This is a genomic window from Protaetiibacter intestinalis (assembly GCF_003627075.1).
Lineage (GTDB): Bacteria > Actinomycetota > Actinomycetes > Actinomycetales > Microbacteriaceae > Homoserinibacter > Homoserinibacter intestinalis.
On the sequence record NZ_CP032630.1, the window covers coordinates 2,352,705 to 2,374,886 of the forward strand.

The following is a 22,182-nucleotide window of genomic DNA, read 5'->3' on the forward strand; positions in this document are numbered from 1 at the left end:
CGTCTCCTTCTGTGGTGGGGGTCAGACGTCGGCCGGGTTGTCGACGATCGTCTCGATGTCGACCCGCAGGCTGCCGTCCTCCGTGGAGTCAGAGTAGCGGCCCACCCGTCCCAGTGCCGCCCAGATCGCGGGATCGACACGATTGCGGCTGATGCCGGTGCTCGTGATCCGGATCGGGATGACGATCTTGCGGTCGGTGCGGGCCTCGGGGCTCGGGGCGAGCGGCCCCACCTGCACCGTCACGGTGCGGTGCGGGCTCGACTTCTTGCGGGTGTCGCTCACGAGCAGCCACGCGGTGGACAGCAGGCCGTCGCGCTGGGTCGGGTCGAGCAGGCCCGCGAGCGAGGACTTGTCGACGAGGGTCACCGACTTGCCGAGCATCTCCGACTCGCTCACCGCGTGGTAGAGCCACGTCTCGCGGCGGCCCTCGATGAGGTGCAGTCGCAATTCGGTCGCGAGGGATGCCGCGAGCGAGGCCGTCTTGGGCGTGAGCGGCAGGGCGGTCTTCTTGGTGGCGATCGAGTCGAGCAGTCGTTCGGCGGCGAGGTCGAGGCGGGCGAGCTCCTCGGAGGCGAGCATGCCCACCGCGAAGCGCGGCGCCGACACGTTCGACTGCACGAGCACGCGGTCGAGCTCGAGCTGCACCATCTGCCGGTAGCCGTGCACGACCACGACACCGATGATCGCGGGGAGCACGGCGAAGGCGATCGTCGCGAGGGCGGGCGCGAAGTGGTCGGAGTCGAACGGGGTGCCCGGGGGCGTGTTGAAGAAGATCAGCGCGACGAGCGTCGCCCCGAGCACGCCCGCGGCGACGAGCACCTCGGTGGCGCCGCGGTGGGTGACGACGAGCAGCAGGGTGGTGCCCGCCGCCGTCGCGGCGGTCAGCGTGCGTCCGAGGTCATGCAGCTCCCACACGGCGACGACGTCGAGCGCGACCGCCGCCGCGAGACCGCACAGCACGAGCAGGAAGGCCCAGGTCGGCATCCGGTCGCCGCCGAGCCGCGTGCCGATGATGGTGCCGGCGATCACGACGAGCAGCACGCCCCAGGCGGATGCCGCCGCCGCGGGCGCCGGGTACAGGCTCCACAGGCCGATGAACACGATGATCCCGTAGAGCGACCGCAGGACCACGAGGATGTCGGCGCCGAGGGCGAGGAAGGAGCTGCCGAGGCCCGGGCGGGCGCCGGCGCGCCCGATCCGGCGGGCCGTCTTCGACACGGCGCGGGCCGCGTTGCCGACGACGATGCCGAGGGTGTTCTCCTCGGGGATGCCGGTCATCGGGGCACCTCCAGCACGACGGTCGTGCCAGCGCCGGGGGAGGAGAACAGGCGGGCGTTGCCGCCCACCTCGCGCAGTCGGGCGACGACCGACTCCGCGAAGCCGAGCTTCGCCTCGTCGATGTCGGCGATCGCGAAGCCGACGCCCGCGTCGGTGACCATGGCGCGCACGGTGGTCTCGTCGTCGGTGATCGTGACGTGCGCCTGCGTGACGCCGGAGTGGCGTCGCACGTTCTCGAGGCACTCGGCGAGCGCGAGCAGGAAGGCGTCGAGCACCTCGCTCGGCAGCAGCACCTGCCCGGTGCCGTGCCAGCTCACCTCGAGCCCCATCCGGCCGAAGCGCTGCTTGACGGATTCGAGGGTGCGTCCGAGCACGGGCTCCGCCTCGCCGCCCGGTTCGAGCTGGTAGCTGCCGGACGACTGCGGGGTGGGCGTCGAGCCGAGCCGCAGCTGGCGCAGCAGCCGGGCGTCGTCGGCCGCCTGCTGACGCAGGGCGTCGGGGGTGACGCCGACGCCGGAGTGGGCGAGCAGCGTGAGGGTGGCGAGCACGGTGTCGTGCAGCAGGCGGGCGGACTGGCGGCGCTGCGCCTCGAGCTCGCTCGCCTGGCGTTCGGCGCGGTGGGCGCGCCCGATGCTCGCGATGCGCTTGCTGACCTGCGGCACGCCCGCCGAGATCCACATGCCGATGCCGCCCGTGAGGAACCAGCCGAGCAGCAGCAACCCGCCCGTGCGCAGCGGCGGCTGGGCCAGGGAGGTGAACCACAGGGCGGCGAGGGTCACGACCACGAAGGCCGCGCCGAGACCGATGATGCGCCAGGCGGTCCCCGTCAGCACGATCGCGACGGAGGCGAGGGAGCCCGACAGCAGCAGCTGGATCGCGGTGCGGCCGCCCTCGCCGAGGTCGACGGTGCCGAGGCCGGTGGCGAGCGCGACGATGCCGAGACCGGCGCCGAGCGGCAGCAGGATCCACACCGGATTGCGGCTGATGCCGAGCATGAACTGCGCGGCGGCGAGCAGCAGGTACAGCGCCAGGCCGCCCCAGAGGGCGGCGGCGCCCTCGACCGCACCCGGCAGCAGGTAGCACAGGGCCGACACGAGGGTGAAGCTCAGGCCGTAGACGCGCGCGGTCCGCTGCAGGACGCGGTCGCGTTCCTTGGCGATCAGATCCATCGCGCACACAACCCCGCACTCGGGTGACCGGGGCCTCCTCGATCACATGCTGTCAGATCGCGGCACCCGAACGGGGGTGCCACGCCCGCGCGTCACGCGTCGAGCAGCCGCGCGATCTGCGCGCCGACGAGCGCGTCCTCGATGAGGAAGGCGTCGTGGCCGAACGGCGAGGAGATGACGACGGGCTCGCTGCCGGTCAGGCTGTTCGGCAGGCCTGCCGCGATGACCTCCTGGCCGGGCACCGGGAACAGCCGGTCGGAGTCGATGCCGAGCACGAGGCCGAGCCCTGTCACACGACGCAGCGCCGCGGCGACGCCGTCGCGATCGCGGCCGATGTCGTGCGAGTTCATGGCGTCGACGAGCACGAGGTAGCTGTTGGCGTCGAAGCGGCGCGTGAACTTGTTGCCGTGGAAGTCGAGGTAGCTCTCCACCGCGAACCGGCCGCCGCCGCCCATCGGGTTGAGGCCGCTCTGCCAGCTGCGCGCGAAGCGGTCGTCGAGCTCGGTGGGGGAGCGGTAGTTGAGCAGCGCCATCCGCCGCGCGAGGGCGAGCCCGCGATGCGGGCCCTCGCCGTCGGGGGAGTTGTAGTAGTCGCCGCCCGCGAAGGCGGGGTCGATGCGGATCGCCTCGGACTGCACGAAGTTGAGGGCGAGCTGATCGGCGCTCGACAGGGGCGGTGCCGCGAGCACCGCGAACTTCTCGACCCGCTCGGGGTGGGTGATCGCCCACTCGAGCACCTGCATGCCGCCCATCGAGCCGCCGACGACGGCCGCCCAGCTGCGGATGCCGAGCTCGTCGCTCAGGGCGCGCTGCGCGGCGACCTGGTCGCGGATCGTGAGGAAGGGGAAGCGGGACCCCCACTCGACGCCGTCGGGTGCGACGGATGCGGGGCCTGTGGATCCCTGGCATCCGCCCAGCATGTTGGGGGCGACGATGAACCAGCGCTCGGGGTCGAGCGTCTTGCCGGGGCCGACGAGCCCCGACCACCATCCCGCGGTCGCGTGGCCCGGTCCGGGAGGGCCCGTCAGGTGGCTGTCGCCCGTGAGGGCGTGCAGCACGAGCACGGCGTTGTCGCCGGCCTCGTTGAGGCTGCCCCAGGTCTCGTAGGCGATCGTGACGGCCGGCAGCGAACCGCCGCGCTCGAACTCCATCGGGCCGAGGTGGGCGAACGCGCGGTCGCCGGGGTCGTCGCCGATGCGCCAGGCGCCGGAGGCGGGCGGGGCGGCCGAGATGGCGCGCCGGTTGGACTCGGTGACGAACGCGGCCTGCACCGTGTCCTCGGGGGTCTGCCAGTCCATCCCGCCATTCTGTCGCGTCGGCGGACCGTGTTACGCACGCGGGCCCCGTCCGAGGACGGGGCCCGCGTGGGAGTGACGAGGCCTAGGCCTGCGCGTTCGCCGTGACGACGCGGCGCGCCGCGTCGAAGCCGGCCTGCAGGTCGGCGGTGAGGTCGTCGATGTGCTCGAGGCCGACCGAGAGGCGCACGAGTCCGGGCGTGACGCCCGCCGTGAGCTGCTGCTCGGGCGTGAGCTGCGAGTGCGTGGTCGACGCGGGGTGGATGATGAGGCTGCGCACGTCGCCGATGTTGGCGAGGTGGCTGAACAGCGTCACGTTGTCGACGAGCGCGCGGCCGGCGTCGACGCCGCCCTTGAGCTCGAACGACAGCACCGCACCGACGCCCTTCGGGGCGTACTTGTTGGCAGCCGCGTACCACGGGCTCGAGGGGAGTCCCGAGTAGTTCACCGAGGCGACGTCCGGGTGTGCCTCGAGCCACTCGGCGATGTTCTGGGCGTTCTCGACGTGGCGCTCGATGCGCAGCGACAGCGTCTCGATGCCCTGGATGAGGCTGAACGCGCTGTCGGGGGAGAGGGCGGCGCCGGTGTCGCGCAGCAGCTGCACGCGGGCCTTGATCACGTAGGCGATCGCGTCGCCGAGCACACCCGTGTAGCTCGCACCGTGGTACGAGGGGTCGGGCTCGGTGAGGCCGGGGAACTTGTCGACGTGCTGCGACCAGGGGAACTTCCCGCCGTCGACGAGCACACCGGCGATGACGGTGCCGTGGCCGCCGAGGAACTTGGTGGCCGAGTGCACGACGATGTCGGCGCCGTGCTCGAAGGGGCGGATGAGGTACGGGGTCGCGATCGTGTTGTCGACGATGAGCGGCACCGCGTTCTCGTGCGCGATGTCGGCGACGAGCTGGATGTCGAGCACGTTGATGCGCGGGTTGCCGATCGTCTCGGCGAAGAACGCCTTCGTGTTGGGGCGCACGGCGGCGCGCCACTCGGCGGCGTCGTCCTGGTTCTCGACGAAGGTGACCTCGATGCCGAGCTTCGCGAGCGTGTACTTGAAGAGGTTGTAGGTGCCGCCGTAGATCGAGCTCGACGAGACGATGTGGTCGCCGGCCTGCGCGATGTTGAGGATCGAGTAGGTGATGGCGCTCGAGCCGGATGCCGTGGCGAGGGCCGCGGTGCCGCCCTCGAGCGCGGCGACGCGCTCCTCGACGACCGCCTGGGTGGGGTTCTGGATGCGCGTGTAGATGTTGCCGAACTCGGCGAGCGCGAAGAGGTTCTTCGCGTGGTCGGCGTTGTTGAAGACGTACGAGGTCGTCTTGTAGATCGGGGTGGCGCGCGCGTTGGTCACCGGGTCGGGGGCGGCGCCCGCGTGGATCTGCTGGGTCTCGAACTTCCAGTCCGACATGTCTGCTCCTCGTTCGGGTCGGCGTGCGGGCGTGCGCCTGCTTTCCGGGAACGTTACGTCGCCCCCGCCCGGCGGGCAATTCCCCCGAAACGCTGCGTCACATCCACTTGACACACGCGACTACTTGCGTGAAAGTAGTCGCGTGTCATCCATCCGCTTCTACATCCTGGCCGCCCTCGCGGAGCGGGGCCCCATGCACGGTCACGCACTCGTGGCGCTCGCCGAGCAGGAGCACGTGCACGAGTGGACCGACATCTCGGTGGGCGGCCTGTACGGCGCCGCCCGCCGCCTCGCACGCGAGGGCCTCATCGAGGCCGTGCGCGTGGAGCGGCAGGGCAACTATCCCGAGCGCCAGGTCTTCGGCATCACGGATGCGGGGCGCGCCGCCCTGCGCACGCTGCAGCGCGAGGGCCTCGCCGAGCTCTCCTGGCGGCACGACCCGGTCGACCTGGCCGTGTCCCGCCTCGACCCCGACGCGCTCGACGAGCTCGAGGAGGTGGTGCGCGCGCGACGCGACCGCATCGCCGCCGTCCTCGAGGAGACCCGCCGCCATCGCGCCCGCATCCGCCGCTACCTGACGGTCGCCGAGTGGATCGCGACGCAGCACGGCGAGCGTCGCCTCGAGGCCGAGCTGAACTGGCACGACGAGCTGCTCGCCGCCGTGCCCGACATCATCCGCGACGAGCGGACCCGGACGAAGGAACAGTCATGAGCGCCACCTCTCCCACCTCCCTGCAGTCGACCCGGAAGGCATGGCTCGCGCTCGCGGTGCTCATCCTCGGCGTCGTCATGGGCATGCTCGACACGACGATCGTCAACGTCGCGCTGCCCACCATCCGCACGAGCCTCGACGCCTCCGAGTCGGTGCTCTCCTGGATCATCTCGGGCTATGCGCTCGCGTACGGCCTCATCCTCATCCCGGCCGGCCGCATCGGCGACCGCATCGGGCACAAGTGGGTGTTCCTCGTCGGACTCACGGGCTTCACGGTCGCGAGCCTCGCCTGCGGTCTCGCCCAGGACGGCACGGCCCTCGTCGTCGCGCGCGTCGCGCAGGGCCTGTTCGGCGGGCTGTTCTTCCCGCCCGTCACGGCCCTCATCCAGCTCATGTTCCCCGGCCGGGCCCGCGGCAAGGCCTTCGCGGTCATGGGCGCCTCGATCGGCGTCTCCACGGCGCTCGGCCCGATCGTCGGCGGCCTGCTCATCGAGTGGCTCGGCGAGGCCGAGGGCTGGCGCTCGATCTTCTTCGTGAACCTGCCCTTCGGCGTCATCGCGGTCATCGCGGCCCTCATCGTGCTGCCGGGCGGTGCCGAGGGTGCGGATGCGAAGGGCGCCGACTGGTTCGGCTTCCTGCTGCTCGGCGGTGCGCTCGTGGCGATCCTCGTGCCGCTCATCGAGGGGCAGGACCAGGACTGGCCGCTGTGGACGTGGCTGTCGCTCGCGGGTGGCGTGGTGCTGCTCGTGCTGTTCGCCCTGTGGGAGCTCGCCCTCGCCCGCCGCGGACGCACGAGCCCGCTCGTGCCGCCGCACCTGTTCAGCCACCCGGCGTTCTCGGGCGGTGTCGTACTCGCGCTCGTCTACTTCGCGGCCTTCACGAGCATCTTCTTCACCATCTCGATCCTGTGGCAGTCCGGCCTCGGCCACACCGCCCTCGAGTCGGGCCTCGTGTCGATCCCGTTCGCGCTCGGCTCGATCGTCGGCGCGGCGTTCAGCGACCGGCTCGCGCACCACCTGGGGCGCCGTGCGCTCGTCATCGGCACGGCCCTCGTCGCGCTCGGGCTCATCGCCGTCTGGCTCGTGCTGCTGCTCGTGCCGGCCGCCGACCTCACCAACTGGGAGCTGCTCGCCCCGCTCGCGGTCGCGGGCGTCGGCTCGGGCATCTTCATCGCGCCGAACGCGCAGTTCATCGTCGCCACGGTCGACCGCACCGAGGCGGGCGCCGCATCCGGTGTCATCGGCACGATGCAGCGCATCGGCTCGGCGATCGGCATCGCGGTGATCGGCTCGGTGTTCTTCGGCACCCTCGAGATCTCGGGACCCGCGGACGTGGCACCCGCCTTCGCGAGCTCGGCGGCGCACGCCATGCTCGTCTCCGCCGCCTTCGCGGTCGCCGCGTTCGCCCTCGTCTTCGTGCTCCCCAAGCGCGTCGACCGCGGCTACCAGACCATCCCCTCCGAGTGATCTGTCAAACGCTGCAGCGGTTGGCCCGGGGCGGCAGGAATCACTGCGGCCGACCGGGAAACGCTGCAGCGTTTGTCACCTCCGACGGGAGCCGGTGGGGTCGGTGCGGGAGGCGGTCGGCGGGTCGTCGTCGGCGTGGGCGAGCAGCCAGCGCGGCTTCGGCTCGATGAGCGGGCGGAAGACCTTCCGCACCCAGGGGCTCGAGAGCGCGACCGAGATCGCGAGCGAGGCGAACACCATGGTGAGCAGCCAGACGGCCGAGGAGTGGTCGTCGCGCAGCACCCCGGACTCGCGGATCGGATACAGCACGAAGGAGTGCAGCAGGTAGACGTACATCGTGGCCTGCCCGAAGGTCGTGAAGAAGGTGCGCCGACGCGGAACGAGCACGAAGAAGGCGGCGCTCAGCAGCACGGCGAGCGCGATGAGCCCGAGCCGCAGCAGGCCCGCCCACCAGGTGGGCTCGCCGAGCGCCTGGTAGGAGTCGTCGTAGAAGAACCAGTAGCGCAGGTCGAACGCGCGGAACGCCTGCACGTTGAGCGCCACGACCGCGAGCCACGCCGCGAACACGCCGATCGCGGCGACGCGCGCGCCCCACACCGCCCCCGTGCCGAGACGCCGCCAGCGATCCACGAGCCCCCAGTGCCGCAGCCGCCAGCCGAGCACGAAGAACGGCAGGATGCCGATCGCGCGCGACAGCGAGAACGTCGAGTCGACGTTGGCGAAGTAGCCGATCGTCACCGAGAACGCGACGGCCCAGACGAGCGGCCAGCGCAGCAGCGCGAGGTACGGCAGCACGATCCGGAAGATCGCGAGCGCGAGCAGGAACCACAGCGTCCAGTGCGGCTCGGTCGGGTTGAAGACGTTCTTGCCCTCGACGAGCCACTGCACGAGCGACCAGATGGTCTGCATGATGAGGTACGGGAGCAGGATGTCGGTGACGACGCGGCGCATCTGCCGCAGGCCCGGCGGCGTCGCCTTCGAGAAGAAGCCCGACACGATCGCGAACGCGGGCATGTGGAACGCGTAGATGAACAGGTACAGCGTCAGGGCGTTGTCGGAGTCGGCCGTCTGCCGCTGGATCGCGTGCCCCATGACGACGAGCACGATGCAGGCGAAGCGCGCGTTGTCCCAGAACGGCACGCGCACGCGCGGTTTGGTCTCCGTCACCCGTTCCACCCTACGCGCGGCGCCCCCGCACTCCCGTAGCGTGGAGGGCATGAGCTATCGCGTGGTCGTGACCGGGGCGAGTTCGGGCATCGGGGAGGCGACGGCACGTCGCTTCGCGGCCCGCGGCTGGGAGGTGCTCGGCGTCGCGCGCCGGGCGGAGCGGCTCGCCGCCCTCGAGGCGGAGGGGGTGCTCACCCCGATCGTCGCGGACGTGACGGATGCCGCCGACGTGGCCCGCATCCGCGCCGAGGTGGGCGGGGTGCTGCACGCGCTCGTCAACAACGCGGGCGGGGCGCTCGGCGCCGAGTCGATCGAGGACGGCGACCCCGACGACTGGCGCGCGATGTACGAGACGAACGTCATCGGCACCCAGCGGGTGACCGCGGCGCTGCTGCCCGCGCTCCGGGAGGGCGCGCGGGGGCGCGGCAGCGGCGACATCGTCGCCGTCACCTCGATCGCCGGCCACACGGTGTACCCGGGCGGGGGCGGCTACAACGCCGCGAAGCACGCCCAGCACGCCGTCATGGCGGTGCTGCGGCTCGAGCTCGGCGGCGAGCCGCTGCGGGTCATCGAGATCGCGCCCGGCATGGTCAAGACCGACTTCTCGCTCGTGCGCTACAAGGGCGATGCGGCGCTCGCGGATGCCGTGTACGAGGGAGTCGAGCATCCGCTCCTCGCCGACGACATCGCCGAGGCGATCGTGCACGCCGTCGAGCTGCCGAGCCACGTCGACCTCGACCTCGTGGTCGTGAAGCCCGTCGCGCAGTCGGCCGTGCGCACCATCCACCGCGGGCCGCTCACGCCGAAGGACTGAGCGCCGGGTCCTCCTCGACGTCGGCGAAGGCGAGCTTCGGCACGAAGAACAGCAGCACCATGGCGACGAGGGCGCCGACACCGCAGATCGCCCACACGGTGAGGTAGCCCGAGAGCGGCGCCGCCGTCTCGTCGCCTGTCACGCCCGCGACCAGCACCACGCCGAAGATCGCCGAGGCGAAGGCGCCGCCGATCGTCTTGGTGGTGTTCGTCATCCCGGCCGCGATGCCGGTCTGCCCGCGCGGGGCGGCGGCGGCCGCGGCGGCCGGGAGCGCCGCGACGAGCGCCCCGGAGCCGAGCCCGGCGATCGCCATGTTGGTGATGACCTGCCAGGCCTCGAGGTGGAACGGCAGGAACAGCAGGTAGCCGAGCGCCACGACGGCCGTCGCGACGATGAGCGACAGCCGCGGGGCGACACGTCTCGACACGGCCGAGAAGACGAGGGCGCCCGTGATCATCGCGACGAGGTAGACGCCGATGATGATCGAGCGCTGGCCGGAGCTGAGCCCCAGCCCGTAGCCGAGCGCCGGATCCGTCCCCGCGTAAGTCGTGAGCGGCGCCTGGGCGCCGAGCACGCTGATGCCGAAGAGTCCCGCCGTGACCAGCACCGGCCACATGTTCGGCCGTCGCATGACCCGCAGGTCGATCGCGGGGTCGGGGCGCCGGAGCACCCAGAACCCGAAGCCCACCAGGATCGCGAGCCCCGCCGCGATGAGGCCGACGACGCCGAGCAGCCCCATCATCCCGGCGTCCTCGCGCAGCAGCACGAGCCCGGAGGTGATGACGATGAGTCCGAGGGTCAGGATGCCGAAGCCGACGAGGTCGAGCGAGCGGCCGGGCAGGGGCTCCGACTCGGGCACGCCGAACAGGATCGCGAAGAACACGAGCGTGACGGCGACGGCGGGCACGAACAGGGTCAGCATCAGGTCCCCGCCGAACGCCGCGAGCACGGCGCTCGCGCCGAGCGCGCCGATGATCGCGCCCGCCTCGAGGGCCACCACGAGGAAGCCCGCCGCGCGGCGGGTCTGCGAGGCGGCGGTGCCGGTGCGGCGACCGCGGTCGAAGATGAGGGCCACCTCGAGCGGCAGCCAGACGACGTAGAACGACTGCAGCGACCACGCCGCGAGGAAGCTCCAGAAGTCGGCCGTCACGGCGAGCCACCACGTCGCGCCCGCCGTGAGCGCGGTCGAGATCAGCAGGATCCGCTTGTGTCCGTGCATGTCGCCGAGCTTCGAGAAGACGGGCACGATGATCGCGGAGAGCAGCAGTCCGCCCGCCTCGAACCAGTTGAAGTCGCCGTCGCGGATGCGGAGGTGGTCGACGAGGTCGGGGATCAGGGGCACGTAGAAGCCCTGCAGGATGCCGCTCGTGAGCTCGACGAGGAAGAGGAATCCGACGAGCGAGAAGGTGATCGCGCCGACGGATCGGGTGGTTCGGGTCGCCATGAACGGATGTTAGGCCGTTCGCGGGTCGGTAGCGTTGAGGCATGGCGGGAGACGAGCGCGAGATTCTGGACTGGGACACCTTCGGACGCGCCTCGCGCGAGCTCGCGGAGACGATCGCGGGCGACCGGTTCCGACCGGATGCCATCGTCGCGATCGCCCGGGGCGGCCTGCCGCTCGCGGGCGCGCTCGGCTACGCCCTCGACGTGAAGATGCTCGGCAGCCTCAACGTCGAGTTCTACACGGGCGTCGAGTCGCGGCTGGACGAGCCCGTCGTGCTGCCGCCGACGCTCGACCGCGACTCGCTCGTGGGCAAGCGCATCCTGCTCGCCGACGACGTGGCCGACTCGGGTCGCACCCTCGCGCTCGTGCTGCAGCTGCTGCAGGCGGGCGGGGGAGAGGTGCGCACGGTCTGCCTCTACGCGAAGCCCGGCACGGTGCACGAGCCGTACTACACGTGGAAGCGCACGGACCGCTGGATCATGTTCCCGTGGAGCTCCGCCGGCCCCGTCTCCTACCCGGACGACGCGGAGGGCGCCGCGTGAGCGTGCACCTCGTGGGAGGGGGCTGGTCGCCCGAGGGCGATCCCGCGGTCACCTCCACGTTCCTCGCCGAGGCGGCCGCGCGCGCGGCGGGCGGCGGGCGGATGGTGCCGCGGATCGCCGTGCTCATCGTCGTCGACGGCGGCACGCCGTCCGAGGAGTACCGCGTCGGCTATCCGGCGTCGCTCCGGGCGGTCGCCGCGTGCGACCCCGTCGTCACGATCGTCGCCGCGGGCGAGTCCTTCGCGCCGAGCGTGCTGACGGACGTCGACGGGCTGCTGGTCGGCGGCGGCCTCACCCCCGCCTACCACGCGGCGGTCGACGAGCTCGTCGAGGAGATCCGGCTGCTCGTCGCCGACGGCCTGCCCTACCTCGGCTTCTCGGCAGGTGCGATGATCGCCGCCGATCGGGCCATCGTCGGCGGCTGGCGCATCAACGGCATCGCCGTGTGCCCGGAGGAGACGAGCGAGGACCTCGACGAGGTCACCGTCGTCGAGGGGCTCGGCCTCGTCGACCTCGCGGTCGACGTGCACGCCGCCCAGTGGGGCACGCTCAGCCGCCTCGTCGCGGCGACCGAGGCGGGACTCGTCGACGGCGGCGTGGCGATCGACGAGAAGACGGTGCTCGTGGTGGGCGACGAGGGCTTCGCGGTGTTCGGCGAGGGAAGCGTCTGGCAGGTGCTCGACGAGCCGGCGGGCGTCATCGTGGGAACCCTCGGCGGATGAGCGCCCCGCGGCCGCTCTCCGAGCTCGTCGACCCCGGCTGGGCCGTCGCGCTCGAACCGGTCGCCCCCCAGGTGGCGCGGATGGGGGAGCTGCTGCGCGCGGAGGTCGCGGCGGGCCGGCCGTACCTCCCCGCGGGAGCGAACGTGCTGCGCGCCTTCACCCAGCCCTTCGACGCGGTGCGCGTGCTCATCGTCGGCCAGGACCCGTATCCGACGCCCGGGCATCCGATCGGGCTCTCCTTCGCGGTCGAGCGTCACGTGCGTCCGGTGCCGCGGAGCCTGCAGAACATCTACCGCGAGCTCCACGACGACCTCGGCGTCACGCCGCCCGAGCACGGCGACCTGTCGGGCTGGAGCGAGCAGGGCGTCATGCTGCTCAACCGCGTGCTCACGGTGCGCGCGGGCGCCTCGGGGTCGCACCGCGGCATGGGCTGGGAGGCTGTCACCGAGCACGCCATCCGGGCGCTCGTGGCGCGCGACGCACCGCTCGTGGCGATCCTCTGGGGGCGGGATGCCGGCACCCTGCGCCCGCTGATGGGGAGCACGCCGGTGATCTCCTCGGCGCATCCGAGCCCCCTGTCGGCGCACAACGGATTCTTCGGCTCGCGGCCGTTCAGCCGGGCGAACGCGCTGCTCGAGCAGGCGGGCGGGGCGCCGGTCGACTGGGATCTCCGCCACACGGGGGAGGACGGCGCCGGATCGCGCGGATAGCGTGGGGGACATGACCGGAGCAGTCATCGAGATCCAGGGCCTCACCAAACGCTTCGGCGGCACGACAGCCGTCGACGACCTCAGCTTCCGGGTCGAACCCGGCGTCGTCACGGGCTTCCTCGGCCCGAACGGCGCCGGCAAGACCACGACGCTGCGCTCGCTCGTCGGGCTCGTGTCGCCCACGAGCGGACGGGCGACCTTCGACGGGGTCGCCTACGCCGAGCTGCGGGATCCGTTGCGCACCGTGGGCACGGCGCTCGAGGCCTCGAGCTTCCACCCCGGTCGCAGCGGGCGCGACCACCTGCGGGTCGCCGCGGCCGCCGCGGGCATCGGCGACGCGCGCGTCGACGAGGTGCTCGAGTGGGTGGGCCTCACGGCCGCCGCGCGGCGCCGCGCGGGCGGCTACTCCCTCGGCATGCGGCAGCGCCTCGGCCTCGCCTTCGCGCTGCTCGGCGACCCGGGTGCGCTCGTGCTCGACGAGCCGATCAACGGGCTCGACCCCGAGGGCATCCGCTGGATCCGCGAGTTCCTCCGCAGGCTCGCCGCGGAGGGCCGCACGGTGCTCGTCTCCTCGCACCTGCTGAGCGAGGTGCAGCAGACGGTCGACCGCGTCGTCATCATCAGCCAGGGCAGGCTCGCCTACCAGGGCACGCTCGACGGGCTCGAGGCGGGCACCGCGCGTGTGCACGTCGATGCCGCCGACCGTGCCGAGCTCGGCCGGGTGCTCGCCGCCGAGGGGGGCGCGGTCGAGACCTCGCCCGACGGCCTGCACGTCGCGGGGCTCGACGCCGCGCGGATCGGGGAGCTGGCGCTCGGGGCGGGGCTCGCGCTCCGACTCCTGGTGCCCGAGAAGGAGGGCCTGGAAGACGTCTTCCTCGGCATCGTCGGAGAGGGAGGGGTGCGCTGATGCTGCGTTCGATCCACTCCGAGATCCGCAAGGTGCTGACGACCCGCATCTGGTGGATCCTCGCGCTCATCCTCTTCGGCTACATCGCACTCGTCGCCGCCGGCATGGCCGCGCTGTTCGCCTTCGCATCCGACCAGTTGACGGAGCAGGGCGGTCAGGGCATCCCGGAGGAGGGCATCCCCCCGCTCATCTACAGCCTGACGACCGCGTTCGGCTACGTGTTCCCGGTGCTGTTCGGCGCCCTCGCGACGACGGGCGAGTTCCGGCACCAGACACTCACCCCCACCTTCCTCGCGACGCCGCGCCGCTCGACCGTGCTCGGCGGCAAGGTCGTCACGGCGGTCGTGTTCGGCGTGGTCTACGCCGTGGTCGGCTCGCTCGGGGCGGTCGGACTCGGCGGCATCGTCATCGCGGCCACGGGCCACGACCCGCTGCTCGGCGCGAGCGACACCTGGGCGCTGCTCGGCCGCGTGGTCATCGCGATGGTGTTGTGGGCGGTGATCGGCGTGGGCCTCGGCGTGCTGGTGCCGAACCAGGTGGCCGTGATCGTCATCGTGCTCGCCTTCACCCAGTTCGTCGAGCCGCTGCTGCGCACGGCGGCCGCCTTCTGGGAGTGGTCGGCGGCGGTCGGCCGGTTCCTGCCCGGGGCCGCGGGCGACGCCCTCGTCGGGTCGAGCATCTTCTCGGCCCTCACCGGCGGAAGTGCGGTCCAGCCGCTCGAATGGTGGCAGGGTGGTCTCGTGCTCGCGGGATACGCCGCCCTGTTCCTGGTCGCGGGCGCGGCGACGACCTGGCGGCGCGATGTGACCTGATCCGCGGGAGGAGCGGCCGATGCTCGAGGAGGAGTACAACCCGCGGCGCGCGTTGCCGCAGCACCTCAAGAAGAAGGCCGCCCCCGAGCCGGGGTTCGCGTTCGAGATCCGCGACGCGACGGAGCGGGACCTCCCCGACATCCGGGAGATCTACAACCACTACGTCGCGAACTCGACGGTGACCTTCGACGAGGAGCCGCAGACCCTCACGGAACTGCGGGCGAAGTTCCGCCACAACGCGAAGCTCGGCTACCCGTGGCTCGTCGCGGTGTCGCCCACCGGGCAGATCCTCGGCTACGCGAACGCCTCCCCGTGGAAGCAGAAGGCGGCCTACCGCTACACCGTCGAGAACTCGATCTACCTGCGTGCCGCCTCCACCGGCAAGGGCCTCGGCACGGCGCTCATGGCCGAGTTCCTGCGCCGCGCGAAGGCGGCGGGCATCAAGGAGGTCATCGCCGTCATCGCCGACAAGGGGGCGGATGCCTCGATCGCGATGCACCAGCGCTTCGGCTTCAAGGAGATCGGCCACATGGGCAAGGTGGGGTTCAAGTTCGGGCGCTGGCTCGGCACCGTGCTCATGCAGAAGAGCCTGAAGTAGGACGCCCCCGGGCCGGTCACCGCGCGCCGAGCTGCGTCTCGACCTCGGCCGCGATGTCGACGGCCTCCTCGTGGAAGGCCGTGCCGCCGAGGCCCTCGATGACCGAGATCCAGCTGTCCTCGCGCAGGAGGTTGACGATCGCGGGGGCGGCGATCTCGTCGCCGACGCGTTCGTAGACGACCGCGTCGCCCTCGGTCCGGGTGTTGAGTCCCTGCGCGACGAGCGCCGCGACGACCTCGTCGTGCGTCGCGGCGTCGAGGGAGGCCACCGAGACGGTCACCGAGTTCTCGGGCACCTGCTCCTCACCCCAGATGCAGGTCATGCCGCCGACCTGCTGCTCGGGGGTGGGGTCGGCGAGATAGGCGTCGCCGTACTTGCCGTCGGGGCCGGCGAGCAGTTCCATGCCGACCGCCTCCAGGTCCGCGATCCGCTCGGGCGGCAGCAGCTCGGCGCACGCGGTCGGCATCCGGAACTCCACGGGCGTGGGGGTGGGCGTGGGAGTCGTCGTGGGCGTCGGCTCCGCGGATGCGGGCGGACTCGGCGCGGCGCCCGGTTCTCCGGGTGTCGCGCCGCACCCGCTCAACAGGGCGAGGGGGATGAGCGCGACGGCGAGCGTCGTGCCGACGTCGCGAGCCGTGCCCATCCCCGTCCCTTCCGGATGCCGTGAAAGCTACCACCCCGACGTGTCAGCCGCGTGGCGTCGCCCGGCTCAGCACGAGGTGGCCGATGAGGGCCCCGATCGCCGCGGGCACCAGGAGTGCGCTCGCGACGCCGACGGTTCCCAGGTCGCCGATGGTGCCCCAGAATCCGAGCCAGCCGTCCGCGAGGGTCAGCAGCGTGGCCCCGCCCAGGACGACGACGGCGAGCACGCCGAACGCGACGATGAGACCGGGGGCCCTCCAGCGCACGAACATCGCGGCGAATGCGGTTCCCGTGAAGAAGAAGCACACGAACCAGCAGAAGTAGACCCACCACTGCACGAGCCACCCGTCCGTCGTGAAGTAGAAGGTGCGGAAGAAGCTGCCCCGCAGCCCCCAGCCGCCCGTCGCTTCTTCGAGGAACGCCCCGACCGTCATCAGGATCGCGTAGCCGATCGACATGATCAGGAAGGTGAGCGAGAGTCCGAGGGTGAACGAACGCCGGGTCGAGCCGTAGCCGAGCGCGAGCGGGAAGGCGAGATTCACCGCCTGCACGGCGACGATCAGCATGTACACGAAGATGTAGCTCGACGCGCCGTTGTACTGGATGCCGGCGGCCGCATCGTCCGCCTGGTCGAGGTCGAGGTTGAGGAAGAGCAGCCACCAGATCGACCACGTCAGCACGAAGATCGCGCCGAGGATGATGAGCGGCATCCACACGACCGTCCAGGGGTTGGCCGTCAGCAGCTTCACGATGCGCCACACCCGCGCGAACGCCGGGGGTGTCGTGGGGGCGGGTGCGGTGAGGGTGGTCATGCGTCTGCTCCGTTCGCGGGGGCGGCCTCGCCGCCGGTGGTGGTGCGGATCACGAGCTGCTGCAACGAGACCGGGGCCAGTTCGAGCCCGGCCGCGCGGGCGGAGGCGCGCCCCGCCTCGTCGAGGCCGGCGACGGTCGCCGTGGCGAGTCCGCCGAGGCTCGCCCGGTGCAGCACCTCGCGTCCGGCGGTGAACGCGTCGACCGCGGTGCGGGCGCCGACGACATCGATCGTGGATCCGCGCAGCGCCTCGGCATCCGCGTCGATGAGGATGCGTCCCTCGTCGATCACGATCACGTGCTCGAGCAGGTTCGACACCTCGTCGATGAGGTGCGTCGACAGCACGACCGTGCGCGGGTGCTCGGCGTAGTCGGCGAGCAGCGCGTCGTAGAACAGCTGCCGGGCGACGGCGTCGAGGCCGAGGTACGGCTCGTCGAAGAAGGTGAGCGGCGCCCGGCTCGCGAGCCCGACGATCACGCCGACGGCCGAGAGCTGGCCGCGCGAGAGCTTCTTCATCCGGCGCCGCACCGGCACCCGGAACCGTTCGACGAGCTCCGCGGCGTAGTCGGCGTCCCACCCCGAGAAGAACCACGGGGCGCTCCGGAGGACGTGCGCCACCCGGAAGTCGTCCGGATAGCGCTGGCTCTCCTTGATGAAGCAGACCCGGTCGAGCACTCGGGCGTTCTCGACGGGGGACTCGCCGAACACGCGGATGCTGCCGCGGCTCGCGAACTCCTGGCCGGTGAGCAGTTGCATGAGCGTGGTCTTGCCGGCCCCGTTGCGTCCGAGCAGGCCGTGGATGCGGTTCTCCTCGAGCGTGAAGCTCGCCTCGCGCACCGCGTGCACGGCGTTCTGGCCGACGCCGAAGGTCTTCTCGAGCCCTTCGACCCGGATGACGGCGCTCATCGCGTGCCGTCCTGGATCATGGCGGCCAGCTGCACCGGGGTGATCCCGAGCTTCTGCGCCTCGGCGAGCAGGGGAGCGAGGTACTGCTCCCGGAACTGGTCTCGACGCTCGGCCATGAGGCGCGCGCGGGCGCCGTCGGCGACGAACATTCCGATTCCTCTCTTCTTGTAGAGCACACCCGAGTCCACGAGCAGGTTCACGCCCTTGCCGGCTGTCGCCGGGTTGATGCGCAGGAACGCGGCCAGCTCGTTGGTGGATGGGACCTGGGTCTCCTCGGGGAGCGCGCCGGAGATGATGTCGTTCTCGAGCTGCTCGGCGATCTGGAGGAAGATCGGGCGGCTGTCGTCCACGGTGGGCTCCTGTGGTGGATGGGTTAGTTACTTGAGTAACTAACCAACCATGCGGCGGGAGCCGTGTCAAGCCCCGAGCCGCCGTACGCTCGGAAGGTGTTCGAACTCCACCACCTGAGCGCCGTCGAACAACTGGACTGGCTGCGCCGCGGCGAGATCACGCCGCGCGAGCTCGCCGAGCACTACCTCGCCCGCATCGCGCGCCTCGACGGGGAGCTCGGCGCCTTCGCCGTGGTCGACGCGGATGCGGCGCTCGCCCGCGCCGACGCGGCCGCCGCCCTGCCGCACGCGCTGGCCCTGTGGGGTCTGCCGACCGCCGACAAGGCGCTCGTCGCCCGCGCGGGACGGGTGAGCGCCTTCGGCTCGCGCGCCTTCGCAGGCCACGTTCCCGCCGAGAGTGACGAGCTCGCCCTCGTGCTCGACGCGGCGGGCGCTGTGAGCCTCGGCGCGACCGCCGCCCCCGAGTTCGGTTTCCCGAGTTACACGGAGCCGCTCGCCGGGCGTCCCGCGCGCAACCCCTACGACCTCGCGCTCGGCGCGGGCGGCTCGAGCGGGGGAGCGGCCGTCGCGGTCGCGGCGGGCCTGCTCCCGGTGGCGCCCGGCTCCGACGGCGGCGGCTCGATCCGCATCCCCGCCGCGGCGACGGGTCTCGTGGGCCTCAAGCCCTCGCGCGGCCGGGTGCCCGCGGCATCCGGGTTCGAGACGCTCGCGGGCCTCGTGACCGCGGGACCGCTCGCCCGCACCGTGGCCGACGCCGGACTGCTGCTGGATGCGCTGGTCGCCCCGCCGGGCGCCGCCGCGTCGTGGGCGACCGCGCCGCCCGGCTCCGACGAGGGCCCCTTCCTCGCGGCGGCGACGCGCGGCGAGGGCCGGTTCCAGCTCGCCGTGAGCACCGACAGCCCGTGGGCCGGCGCCTACGAGCTCGCGCTCGACCCGGCGGCGCGCGCGGCGCTCGAGCTCGCGATCGCCGAGCTCACGGCGCTCGGTCACGGCATCGAGGAGCTCCGCATCCCCGAGGAACCGGGCTACTCCGACGCCTTCCGCACGGTGTGGCAGGCGGGCGCCGCCACCCTGCCGCTCGACGACGCCCTGCTCGAGCTCGTCGAACCGCTCACCCGGTGGCTCGTCGAGCGCGGGCGCGCTCTCGACGCCCGCCGTCTCGGCGAGGCGCTCGCCTGGCTCGCCGGCTACGAGCGCCGCACGATCGCGCGGCTGGCCCCGTACGACGCCGTGCTCATGCCCGCGCTCGCCCTCACCCCGCGGCCGGTCGGCTGGTACGACCCGGACGACGGCGAGGAGAACTTCGCGCAGCAGGTGCGGTACACGCCGTTCACGAGCTTCGTCAACGTCGCGGGGCTCCCGGCGATCACGCTGCCGGTGCACGCGACAGCGGAGGGGCTGCCGATGGGCGTGCAGCTCGTCGGGCGACCGGGTGGCGAGCGCACCCTGCTGGCGCTGGGCGCGCAGCTCGAGCGGCGGCTGCGCTGGCAGCGTCGGCATCCCCCCGCCTGGACGGCGTGAGCCCCGGAGTCGCAGCGGACTCGCAGCATCGCCTTAGGTAAGGCTGACCTATACTGAGGGTGATGTTCCTCTCTGACCTGCTCCCCGCCACCATCGCCTGGAATCCCCGCGAGGGCGACTCGGTGCTGCTCGGGGCGGTCGACGCCGACATCGCCATCGCCGAGACGGTCGCGGCCACCCTGCCCGCCAAGGCGCGCGGCCGCATCTTCCTCGAGGTGGCCGACGCCGCCGGCATCCGCGAGTTCGCCGCGCCCGGACGTGTCTGCGTCACCTGGTTGCGCCGCGACCTCGGCCAGTCGATGCGCGCCGCGGTCGACGCCTGGCTCGCCGAGATGCTGCCCGTCGAGGCCGAGCGCGAGCACCAGGTCTACGCGTGGATCTCCGGCGACCGCGTCGCCCACGCCCTCACCTCGGACTGATCCGGCAGCTGCGGGTCAGCCGAGCGGCTCGATGCGGCTCGCGAGCGGCGGCCCGGGGTGCAGCACGCCGTTGACGATCGCCGTGATCGCGAACTCGGTTGCCTCGCCGAGGTCGATCGCGGTGGGGTCGAGTAGCCACTGGAGTTGCAGCCCGTCCATGGCGCCGAGGATCGACGCGCACGCCATGTCCACGGTGGATCGATCGGTCACGCCCTCCTGGGCGCACAGCTCGAGGAACGCGTCGCGCACATCCTGACGGAGCACGCGGAAGCGCTGCTCGAAGAAGCTGCGGGCGGGGTGGCCGTCGGTGACCGACTCGGAGGACAGGACGGCGTACACCTGCACGATGCCGGGGCGCAGGGCGTTCGCGTGCGCCGTGCGGACGAGATGCAGGAAGAGCTCCGGGCCGCCCGGGATGTGCCGGTCGACGAGGGCCTGCACGTCCGACTCGTCGCGATAGGCGAGCACTTCGAGGAGGAGCTTCTGCTTCGACCCGAAGTGGTGCAGCACGCCCGCGTGCGTCATGCCGACCTGTTCGGCGATGTCGGCGAGCGTGCCGTTCGCGGACCCCTTGGCGCCGAACGTCTCGATCGCCGCCTGCAGGATCTCGGTGCGCTTGCGCGCCGTCTCCGGACGGCTGCGCGTCGCGCTGCTGGATGTCTGCGCCACGGGATCCCCTTGTCGTCATGTTGCGGGACAGCTTTCTCGTGAGTAACCTTAGCGTGGTCGCTGACTTACTAAAGAGTAAGTAAGTGATCAAGTAGGCAATCAGTCGCTCCGATGGGCCCCCATCGGACACGCAGCAAGCCCTGCCCCAAGGAGAAGCAATGAAGCTCAGAAAGTCCTTGATCGCCGTCGGCGCGATCCTCACCCTCGGCGCGGCGACACTCGCCGGATGCTCGACCAGCACCGACCCGGGAACGACCGGCGCCGCCCTCACGATCGCGAAGCCGGACGGCGCGATCACGACCGAATCCCACAACCCCTTCCTCGGCGACTCGTCGGCCTCCAAGTACGGATACGCGAAGGTCATCTTCGAGCCGCTCGCGCTCGTCAACCCGACCGGCGACCTCGGCACCACCCCGTGGCTCGCCCAGTCGGTGCAGTGGAACGACGACTACAGCCAGCTCACGGTCGTGCCGCGCGCGGGCGTGAAGTGGAGCGACGGCGAGGACTTCACCGCCGACGACATCGCCTTCACCTTCGGCATGCTGCAGTCCGGCAAGCTGACCGACGGCGGCGCGCTGGGCGTCACCGATGTCACGGTGGACGGCGACACCGTCGTCATCACCTTCGGCGGTTCGAAGTACACGGCCCAGGCGCGCGTGCTGCACACGGCGATCGTGCCCAAGCACATCTGGGAGAACATCGACGACCCGAACACCGACCCGCTCACCGGCGAGGGCCTCGCCGTCGGCACCGGACCCTACGTGCTCGACAGCTGGACGACCGAGTCGGTCACCCTGACGGCGAACCCGGACTACTGGGGCGGCGAGCTCGCCGTGCCCGAGCTGCACTACGTCTCCTACGGCGACAACGCGGCGCTCACCACGGCGCTCTCGTCGGGCGAAGCCGACTGGGCGCAGGCGTTCATCCCGCAGATCAAGGACAGCTTCCTGGCCGCCGACGAGGACAACCACTTCCTCGCCGCACCGACCCTCGGCGCCGGCACCGTCTTCATGAACCTGCAGACGAAGCCCTTCGACAACGTCGCCCTCCGCCAGGCGCTCGCCTGGACCATCGACCGCGACGCCTATGTCGACATCGCCCGCGAAGGTGCCAGCTCCGCCATCTGGAGCGCGACCGGATTGAGCGAGCTGCTCGACGACGAGATCCTGCCCGAGTACAAGGACGAGAACTACTCGGTCGACGTCGACAAGGCCCGGCAGATCCTCACCGACGCCGGCTACACCTGGAAGGACGACCAGCTCATCGATCCGGATGGCGAGGCCGTCAGCTTCTCGATCTCCGTGCCGGCCGGCTGGAGCGACTGGAACACCGAGCAGGCGCTCATCGCCGAAGAGCTGAAGGAGGCGCTCGGCATCGAGGTCAAGGTCGACCAGCCCGACTGGGGCGGCTGGGACGCCGCCCGTCAGGAGGGCACCTTCCAGGCGATCATCCACTGGCTCGAGGACACCGGGAACGCGTACGGCCTCTACACCTCGACGATGGACCCCAAGTGGATCGTCGACGGGAAGGCCCAGTACGACTTCGGCCGCTTCGACGAGCCCGAGGTGACCCAGGCGCTCAACGACTACGCCAACGCATCCGACGACGGGAGCCGCCAGGCGGCGCTCGCCGTGATCCAGAAGGCGTTCGTCGACAACGTGCCGGCCATCCCGCTCGGATCGCACCCGCTGCTCGGCGAGTTCAACACCCGCAACTACGTCGGGTGGCCGTCGGAGGACGACCTGTACGCGTCGGCCGACCCGACCCAGCCGGCGGTCGTCCAGATCCTGACGAAGCTGAAGCCCGCCAACTGATCCACACACGTC

At 71.6% G+C, this 22,182-nt stretch carries 23 protein-coding genes; 12 read left to right on the forward strand and 11 right to left on the reverse strand.

The genetic code is table 11. The annotated features are described in order from the left end of the window. Positions 1-21: 21 nt before the first annotated feature. From D7I47_RS11125 to D7I47_RS11140, 4 genes are all read right to left on the reverse strand, one after another. Positions 22-1,278 (reverse strand): hypothetical protein, encoded by a 1,257-nt coding sequence (locus D7I47_RS11125; protein WP_120763114.1) that lies wholly within the window; start codon positions 1,276-1,278, stop codon positions 22-24. Next, positions 1,275-2,447, reverse strand: a complete 1,173-nt coding sequence (locus D7I47_RS11130) for a sensor histidine kinase (protein WP_120763115.1) — start codon at positions 2,445-2,447, stop codon at positions 1,275-1,277. The genes D7I47_RS11125 and D7I47_RS11130 overlap by 4 nt, the downstream gene beginning before the upstream one ends. A gap of 92 nt (positions 2,448-2,539) precedes the next feature. Next, positions 2,540-3,745 carry a homoserine O-acetyltransferase MetX gene (gene metX, locus D7I47_RS11135; protein WP_120763116.1) on the reverse strand — a complete coding sequence of 402 codons (1,206 nt, stop codon included), beginning with the start codon at positions 3,743-3,745 and terminating at the stop codon, positions 2,540-2,542. Positions 3,746-3,827: 82 nt separating this feature from the next. Then, the gene (locus D7I47_RS11140) at positions 3,828-5,144 is read right to left on the reverse strand and encodes a bifunctional o-acetylhomoserine/o-acetylserine sulfhydrylase (protein WP_120763117.1); all 1,317 of its coding nucleotides are present in this window, start codon (positions 5,142-5,144) and stop codon (positions 3,828-3,830) included. Positions 5,145-5,286: 142 nt separating this feature from the next. Here D7I47_RS11140 and D7I47_RS11145 point away from each other — a divergent pair, with 142 nt between their 5' ends. Together D7I47_RS11145 and D7I47_RS11150 are read left to right on the forward strand one after the other, a co-directional pair. Further along, positions 5,287-5,856: a PadR family transcriptional regulator gene (locus D7I47_RS11145; protein WP_157981712.1), complete on the forward strand. Its 570-nt coding sequence runs from the start codon at positions 5,287-5,289 to the stop codon at positions 5,854-5,856. Then, positions 5,853-7,322 carry an MFS transporter gene (locus tag D7I47_RS11150; protein ID WP_120763119.1) on the forward strand — a complete coding sequence of 490 codons (1,470 nt, stop codon included), beginning with the start codon at positions 5,853-5,855 and terminating at the stop codon, positions 7,320-7,322. The genes D7I47_RS11145 and D7I47_RS11150 overlap by 4 nt, the downstream gene beginning before the upstream one ends. Positions 7,323-7,397: 75 nt before the next feature. On the opposite strand, the gene D7I47_RS11155 is transcribed toward D7I47_RS11150, so the two are convergent. Then, the gene (locus D7I47_RS11155) at positions 7,398-8,489 is read right to left on the reverse strand and encodes an acyltransferase family protein (protein WP_227000644.1); all 1,092 of its coding nucleotides are present in this window, start codon (positions 8,487-8,489) and stop codon (positions 7,398-7,400) included. A 49-nt stretch (positions 8,490-8,538) separates the two neighbouring features. Here D7I47_RS11155 and D7I47_RS11160 point away from each other — a divergent pair, with 49 nt between their 5' ends. Beyond that, positions 8,539-9,303: an SDR family oxidoreductase gene (locus D7I47_RS11160; protein ID WP_193726435.1), complete on the forward strand. Its 765-nt coding sequence runs from the start codon at positions 8,539-8,541 to the stop codon at positions 9,301-9,303. Here the strand turns inward: D7I47_RS11160 and D7I47_RS11165 are convergent. Next, the gene (locus D7I47_RS11165; protein ID WP_120763121.1) at positions 9,287-10,747 is read right to left on the reverse strand and encodes an MFS transporter; all 1,461 of its coding nucleotides are present in this window, start codon (positions 10,745-10,747) and stop codon (positions 9,287-9,289) included. The genes D7I47_RS11160 and D7I47_RS11165 overlap by 17 nt on opposite strands. Before the next feature lie 41 nt (positions 10,748-10,788). Here D7I47_RS11165 and D7I47_RS11170 point away from each other — a divergent pair, with 41 nt between their 5' ends. From D7I47_RS11170 to D7I47_RS11195, 6 genes are read left to right on the forward strand one after another with little or no spacing between them, the layout of a single operon-like run. Further along, positions 10,789-11,289 (forward strand): phosphoribosyltransferase, encoded by a 501-nt coding sequence (locus D7I47_RS11170; RefSeq protein WP_120763122.1) that lies wholly within the window; start codon positions 10,789-10,791, stop codon positions 11,287-11,289. Continuing rightward, a complete protein-coding gene (locus D7I47_RS11175) occupies positions 11,286-12,011 on the forward strand; it encodes a Type 1 glutamine amidotransferase-like domain-containing protein (protein ID WP_120763123.1) in 726 nt (241 codons plus the stop codon). The genes D7I47_RS11170 and D7I47_RS11175 overlap by 4 nt, the downstream gene beginning before the upstream one ends. Then, on the forward strand, positions 12,008-12,721 hold the full coding sequence (locus D7I47_RS11180; protein ID WP_120763124.1) for a uracil-DNA glycosylase: 714 nt from the start codon (positions 12,008-12,010) through the stop codon (positions 12,719-12,721). The genes D7I47_RS11175 and D7I47_RS11180 overlap by 4 nt, the downstream gene beginning before the upstream one ends. Positions 12,722-12,731: 10 nt before the next feature. Further along, positions 12,732-13,628: an ABC transporter ATP-binding protein gene (locus D7I47_RS11185; RefSeq protein WP_120763125.1), complete on the forward strand. Its 897-nt coding sequence runs from the start codon at positions 12,732-12,734 to the stop codon at positions 13,626-13,628. Further along, positions 13,628-14,440: an ABC transporter permease gene (locus D7I47_RS11190; RefSeq protein WP_120763126.1), complete on the forward strand. Its 813-nt coding sequence runs from the start codon at positions 13,628-13,630 to the stop codon at positions 14,438-14,440. The genes D7I47_RS11185 and D7I47_RS11190 overlap by 1 nt, the downstream gene beginning before the upstream one ends. A gap of 19 nt (positions 14,441-14,459) precedes the next feature. Continuing rightward, positions 14,460-15,038 (forward strand): GNAT family N-acetyltransferase, encoded by a 579-nt coding sequence (locus D7I47_RS11195; protein WP_120763127.1) that lies wholly within the window; start codon positions 14,460-14,462, stop codon positions 15,036-15,038. 16 nt (positions 15,039-15,054) lie between these two features. Here the strand turns inward: D7I47_RS11195 and D7I47_RS11200 are convergent, their stop codons facing one another. The 4 genes from D7I47_RS11200 to D7I47_RS11215 are packed head-to-tail and all read right to left on the reverse strand — an operon-like array spanning position 15,055 to position 17,747. Further along, a complete protein-coding gene (locus D7I47_RS11200) occupies positions 15,055-15,681 on the reverse strand; it encodes a hypothetical protein (RefSeq protein ID WP_120763128.1) in 627 nt (208 codons plus the stop codon). 43 nt (positions 15,682-15,724) lie between these two features. Continuing rightward, on the reverse strand, positions 15,725-16,492 hold the full coding sequence (locus D7I47_RS11205; protein WP_120763129.1) for a hypothetical protein: 768 nt from the start codon (positions 16,490-16,492) through the stop codon (positions 15,725-15,727). Next, positions 16,489-17,397 (reverse strand): ABC transporter ATP-binding protein, encoded by a 909-nt coding sequence (locus D7I47_RS11210; RefSeq protein ID WP_120763130.1) that lies wholly within the window; start codon positions 17,395-17,397, stop codon positions 16,489-16,491. Before D7I47_RS11210 ends, D7I47_RS11205 begins: the two co-directional genes overlap by 4 nt. Then, positions 17,394-17,747, reverse strand: a complete 354-nt coding sequence (locus tag D7I47_RS11215; protein WP_120763131.1) for a GntR family transcriptional regulator — start codon at positions 17,745-17,747, stop codon at positions 17,394-17,396. Before D7I47_RS11215 ends, D7I47_RS11210 begins: the two co-directional genes overlap by 4 nt. Positions 17,748-17,843: 96 nt before the next feature. Here D7I47_RS11215 and D7I47_RS11220 point away from each other — a divergent pair, with 96 nt between their 5' ends. Together D7I47_RS11220 and D7I47_RS11225 are read left to right on the forward strand one after the other, a co-directional pair. Further along, entirely contained in the window at positions 17,844-19,268 is a 1,425-nt protein-coding gene (locus D7I47_RS11220) for an amidase (protein WP_120763132.1), read from the forward strand. A 62-nt stretch (positions 19,269-19,330) separates the two neighbouring features. Continuing rightward, a complete protein-coding gene (locus D7I47_RS11225) occupies positions 19,331-19,687 on the forward strand; it encodes an SIP domain-containing protein (RefSeq protein ID WP_120763133.1) in 357 nt (118 codons plus the stop codon). A gap of 15 nt (positions 19,688-19,702) precedes the next feature. Here the strand turns inward: D7I47_RS11225 and D7I47_RS11230 are convergent, their stop codons facing one another. After that, on the reverse strand, positions 19,703-20,356 hold the full coding sequence (locus D7I47_RS11230) for a TetR/AcrR family transcriptional regulator (RefSeq protein ID WP_120763134.1): 654 nt from the start codon (positions 20,354-20,356) through the stop codon (positions 19,703-19,705). Between the two features lie 158 nt (positions 20,357-20,514). Between D7I47_RS11230 and D7I47_RS11235 the strand changes: the two genes are divergently transcribed. Continuing rightward, on the forward strand, positions 20,515-22,170 hold the full coding sequence (locus D7I47_RS11235) for an ABC transporter substrate-binding protein (protein WP_120763135.1): 1,656 nt from the start codon (positions 20,515-20,517) through the stop codon (positions 22,168-22,170). Positions 22,171-22,182: the final 12 nt, after the last annotated feature.

Bases quoted from the DNA above. Each gene is read 5' to 3' on its own strand.
- D7I47_RS11125 (WP_120763114.1), bottom strand. From the start codon at position 1,278: ATGACCGGCATCCCCGAGGAGAACACCCTCGGCATCGTCGTCGGCAAC.
- D7I47_RS11200 (WP_120763128.1), bottom strand. From the start codon at position 15,681: ATGGGCACGGCTCGCGACGTCGGCACGACGCTCGCCGTCGCGCTCATC.
- D7I47_RS11150 (WP_120763119.1), top strand. From the start codon at position 5,853: ATGAGCGCCACCTCTCCCACCTCCCTGCAGTCGACCCGGAAGGCATGG.
- D7I47_RS11235 (WP_120763135.1), top strand. From the start codon at position 20,515: ATGAAGCTCAGAAAGTCCTTGATCGCCGTCGGCGCGATCCTCACCCTC.
- D7I47_RS11225 (WP_120763133.1), top strand. From the start codon at position 19,331: ATGTTCCTCTCTGACCTGCTCCCCGCCACCATCGCCTGGAATCCCCGC.
- D7I47_RS11160 (WP_193726435.1), top strand. From the start codon at position 8,539: ATGAGCTATCGCGTGGTCGTGACCGGGGCGAGTTCGGGCATCGGGGAG.
- D7I47_RS11140 (WP_120763117.1), bottom strand. From the start codon at position 5,144: ATGTCGGACTGGAAGTTCGAGACCCAGCAGATCCACGCGGGCGCCGCC.
- D7I47_RS11195 (WP_120763127.1), top strand. From the start codon at position 14,460: ATGCTCGAGGAGGAGTACAACCCGCGGCGCGCGTTGCCGCAGCACCTC.
- D7I47_RS11210 (WP_120763130.1), bottom strand. From the start codon at position 17,397: ATGAGCGCCGTCATCCGGGTCGAAGGGCTCGAGAAGACCTTCGGCGTC.
- D7I47_RS11205 (WP_120763129.1), bottom strand. From the start codon at position 16,492: ATGACCACCCTCACCGCACCCGCCCCCACGACACCCCCGGCGTTCGCG.
- D7I47_RS11180 (WP_120763124.1), top strand. From the start codon at position 12,008: ATGAGCGCCCCGCGGCCGCTCTCCGAGCTCGTCGACCCCGGCTGGGCC.
- D7I47_RS11130 (WP_120763115.1), bottom strand. From the start codon at position 2,447: ATGGATCTGATCGCCAAGGAACGCGACCGCGTCCTGCAGCGGACCGCG.
- D7I47_RS11170 (WP_120763122.1), top strand. From the start codon at position 10,789: ATGGCGGGAGACGAGCGCGAGATTCTGGACTGGGACACCTTCGGACGC.
- D7I47_RS11185 (WP_120763125.1), top strand. From the start codon at position 12,732: ATGACCGGAGCAGTCATCGAGATCCAGGGCCTCACCAAACGCTTCGGC.
- D7I47_RS11165 (WP_120763121.1), bottom strand. From the start codon at position 10,747: ATGGCGACCCGAACCACCCGATCCGTCGGCGCGATCACCTTCTCGCTC.
- metX (WP_120763116.1), bottom strand. From the start codon at position 3,745: ATGGACTGGCAGACCCCCGAGGACACGGTGCAGGCCGCGTTCGTCACC.
- D7I47_RS11190 (WP_120763126.1), top strand. From the start codon at position 13,628: ATGCTGCGTTCGATCCACTCCGAGATCCGCAAGGTGCTGACGACCCGC.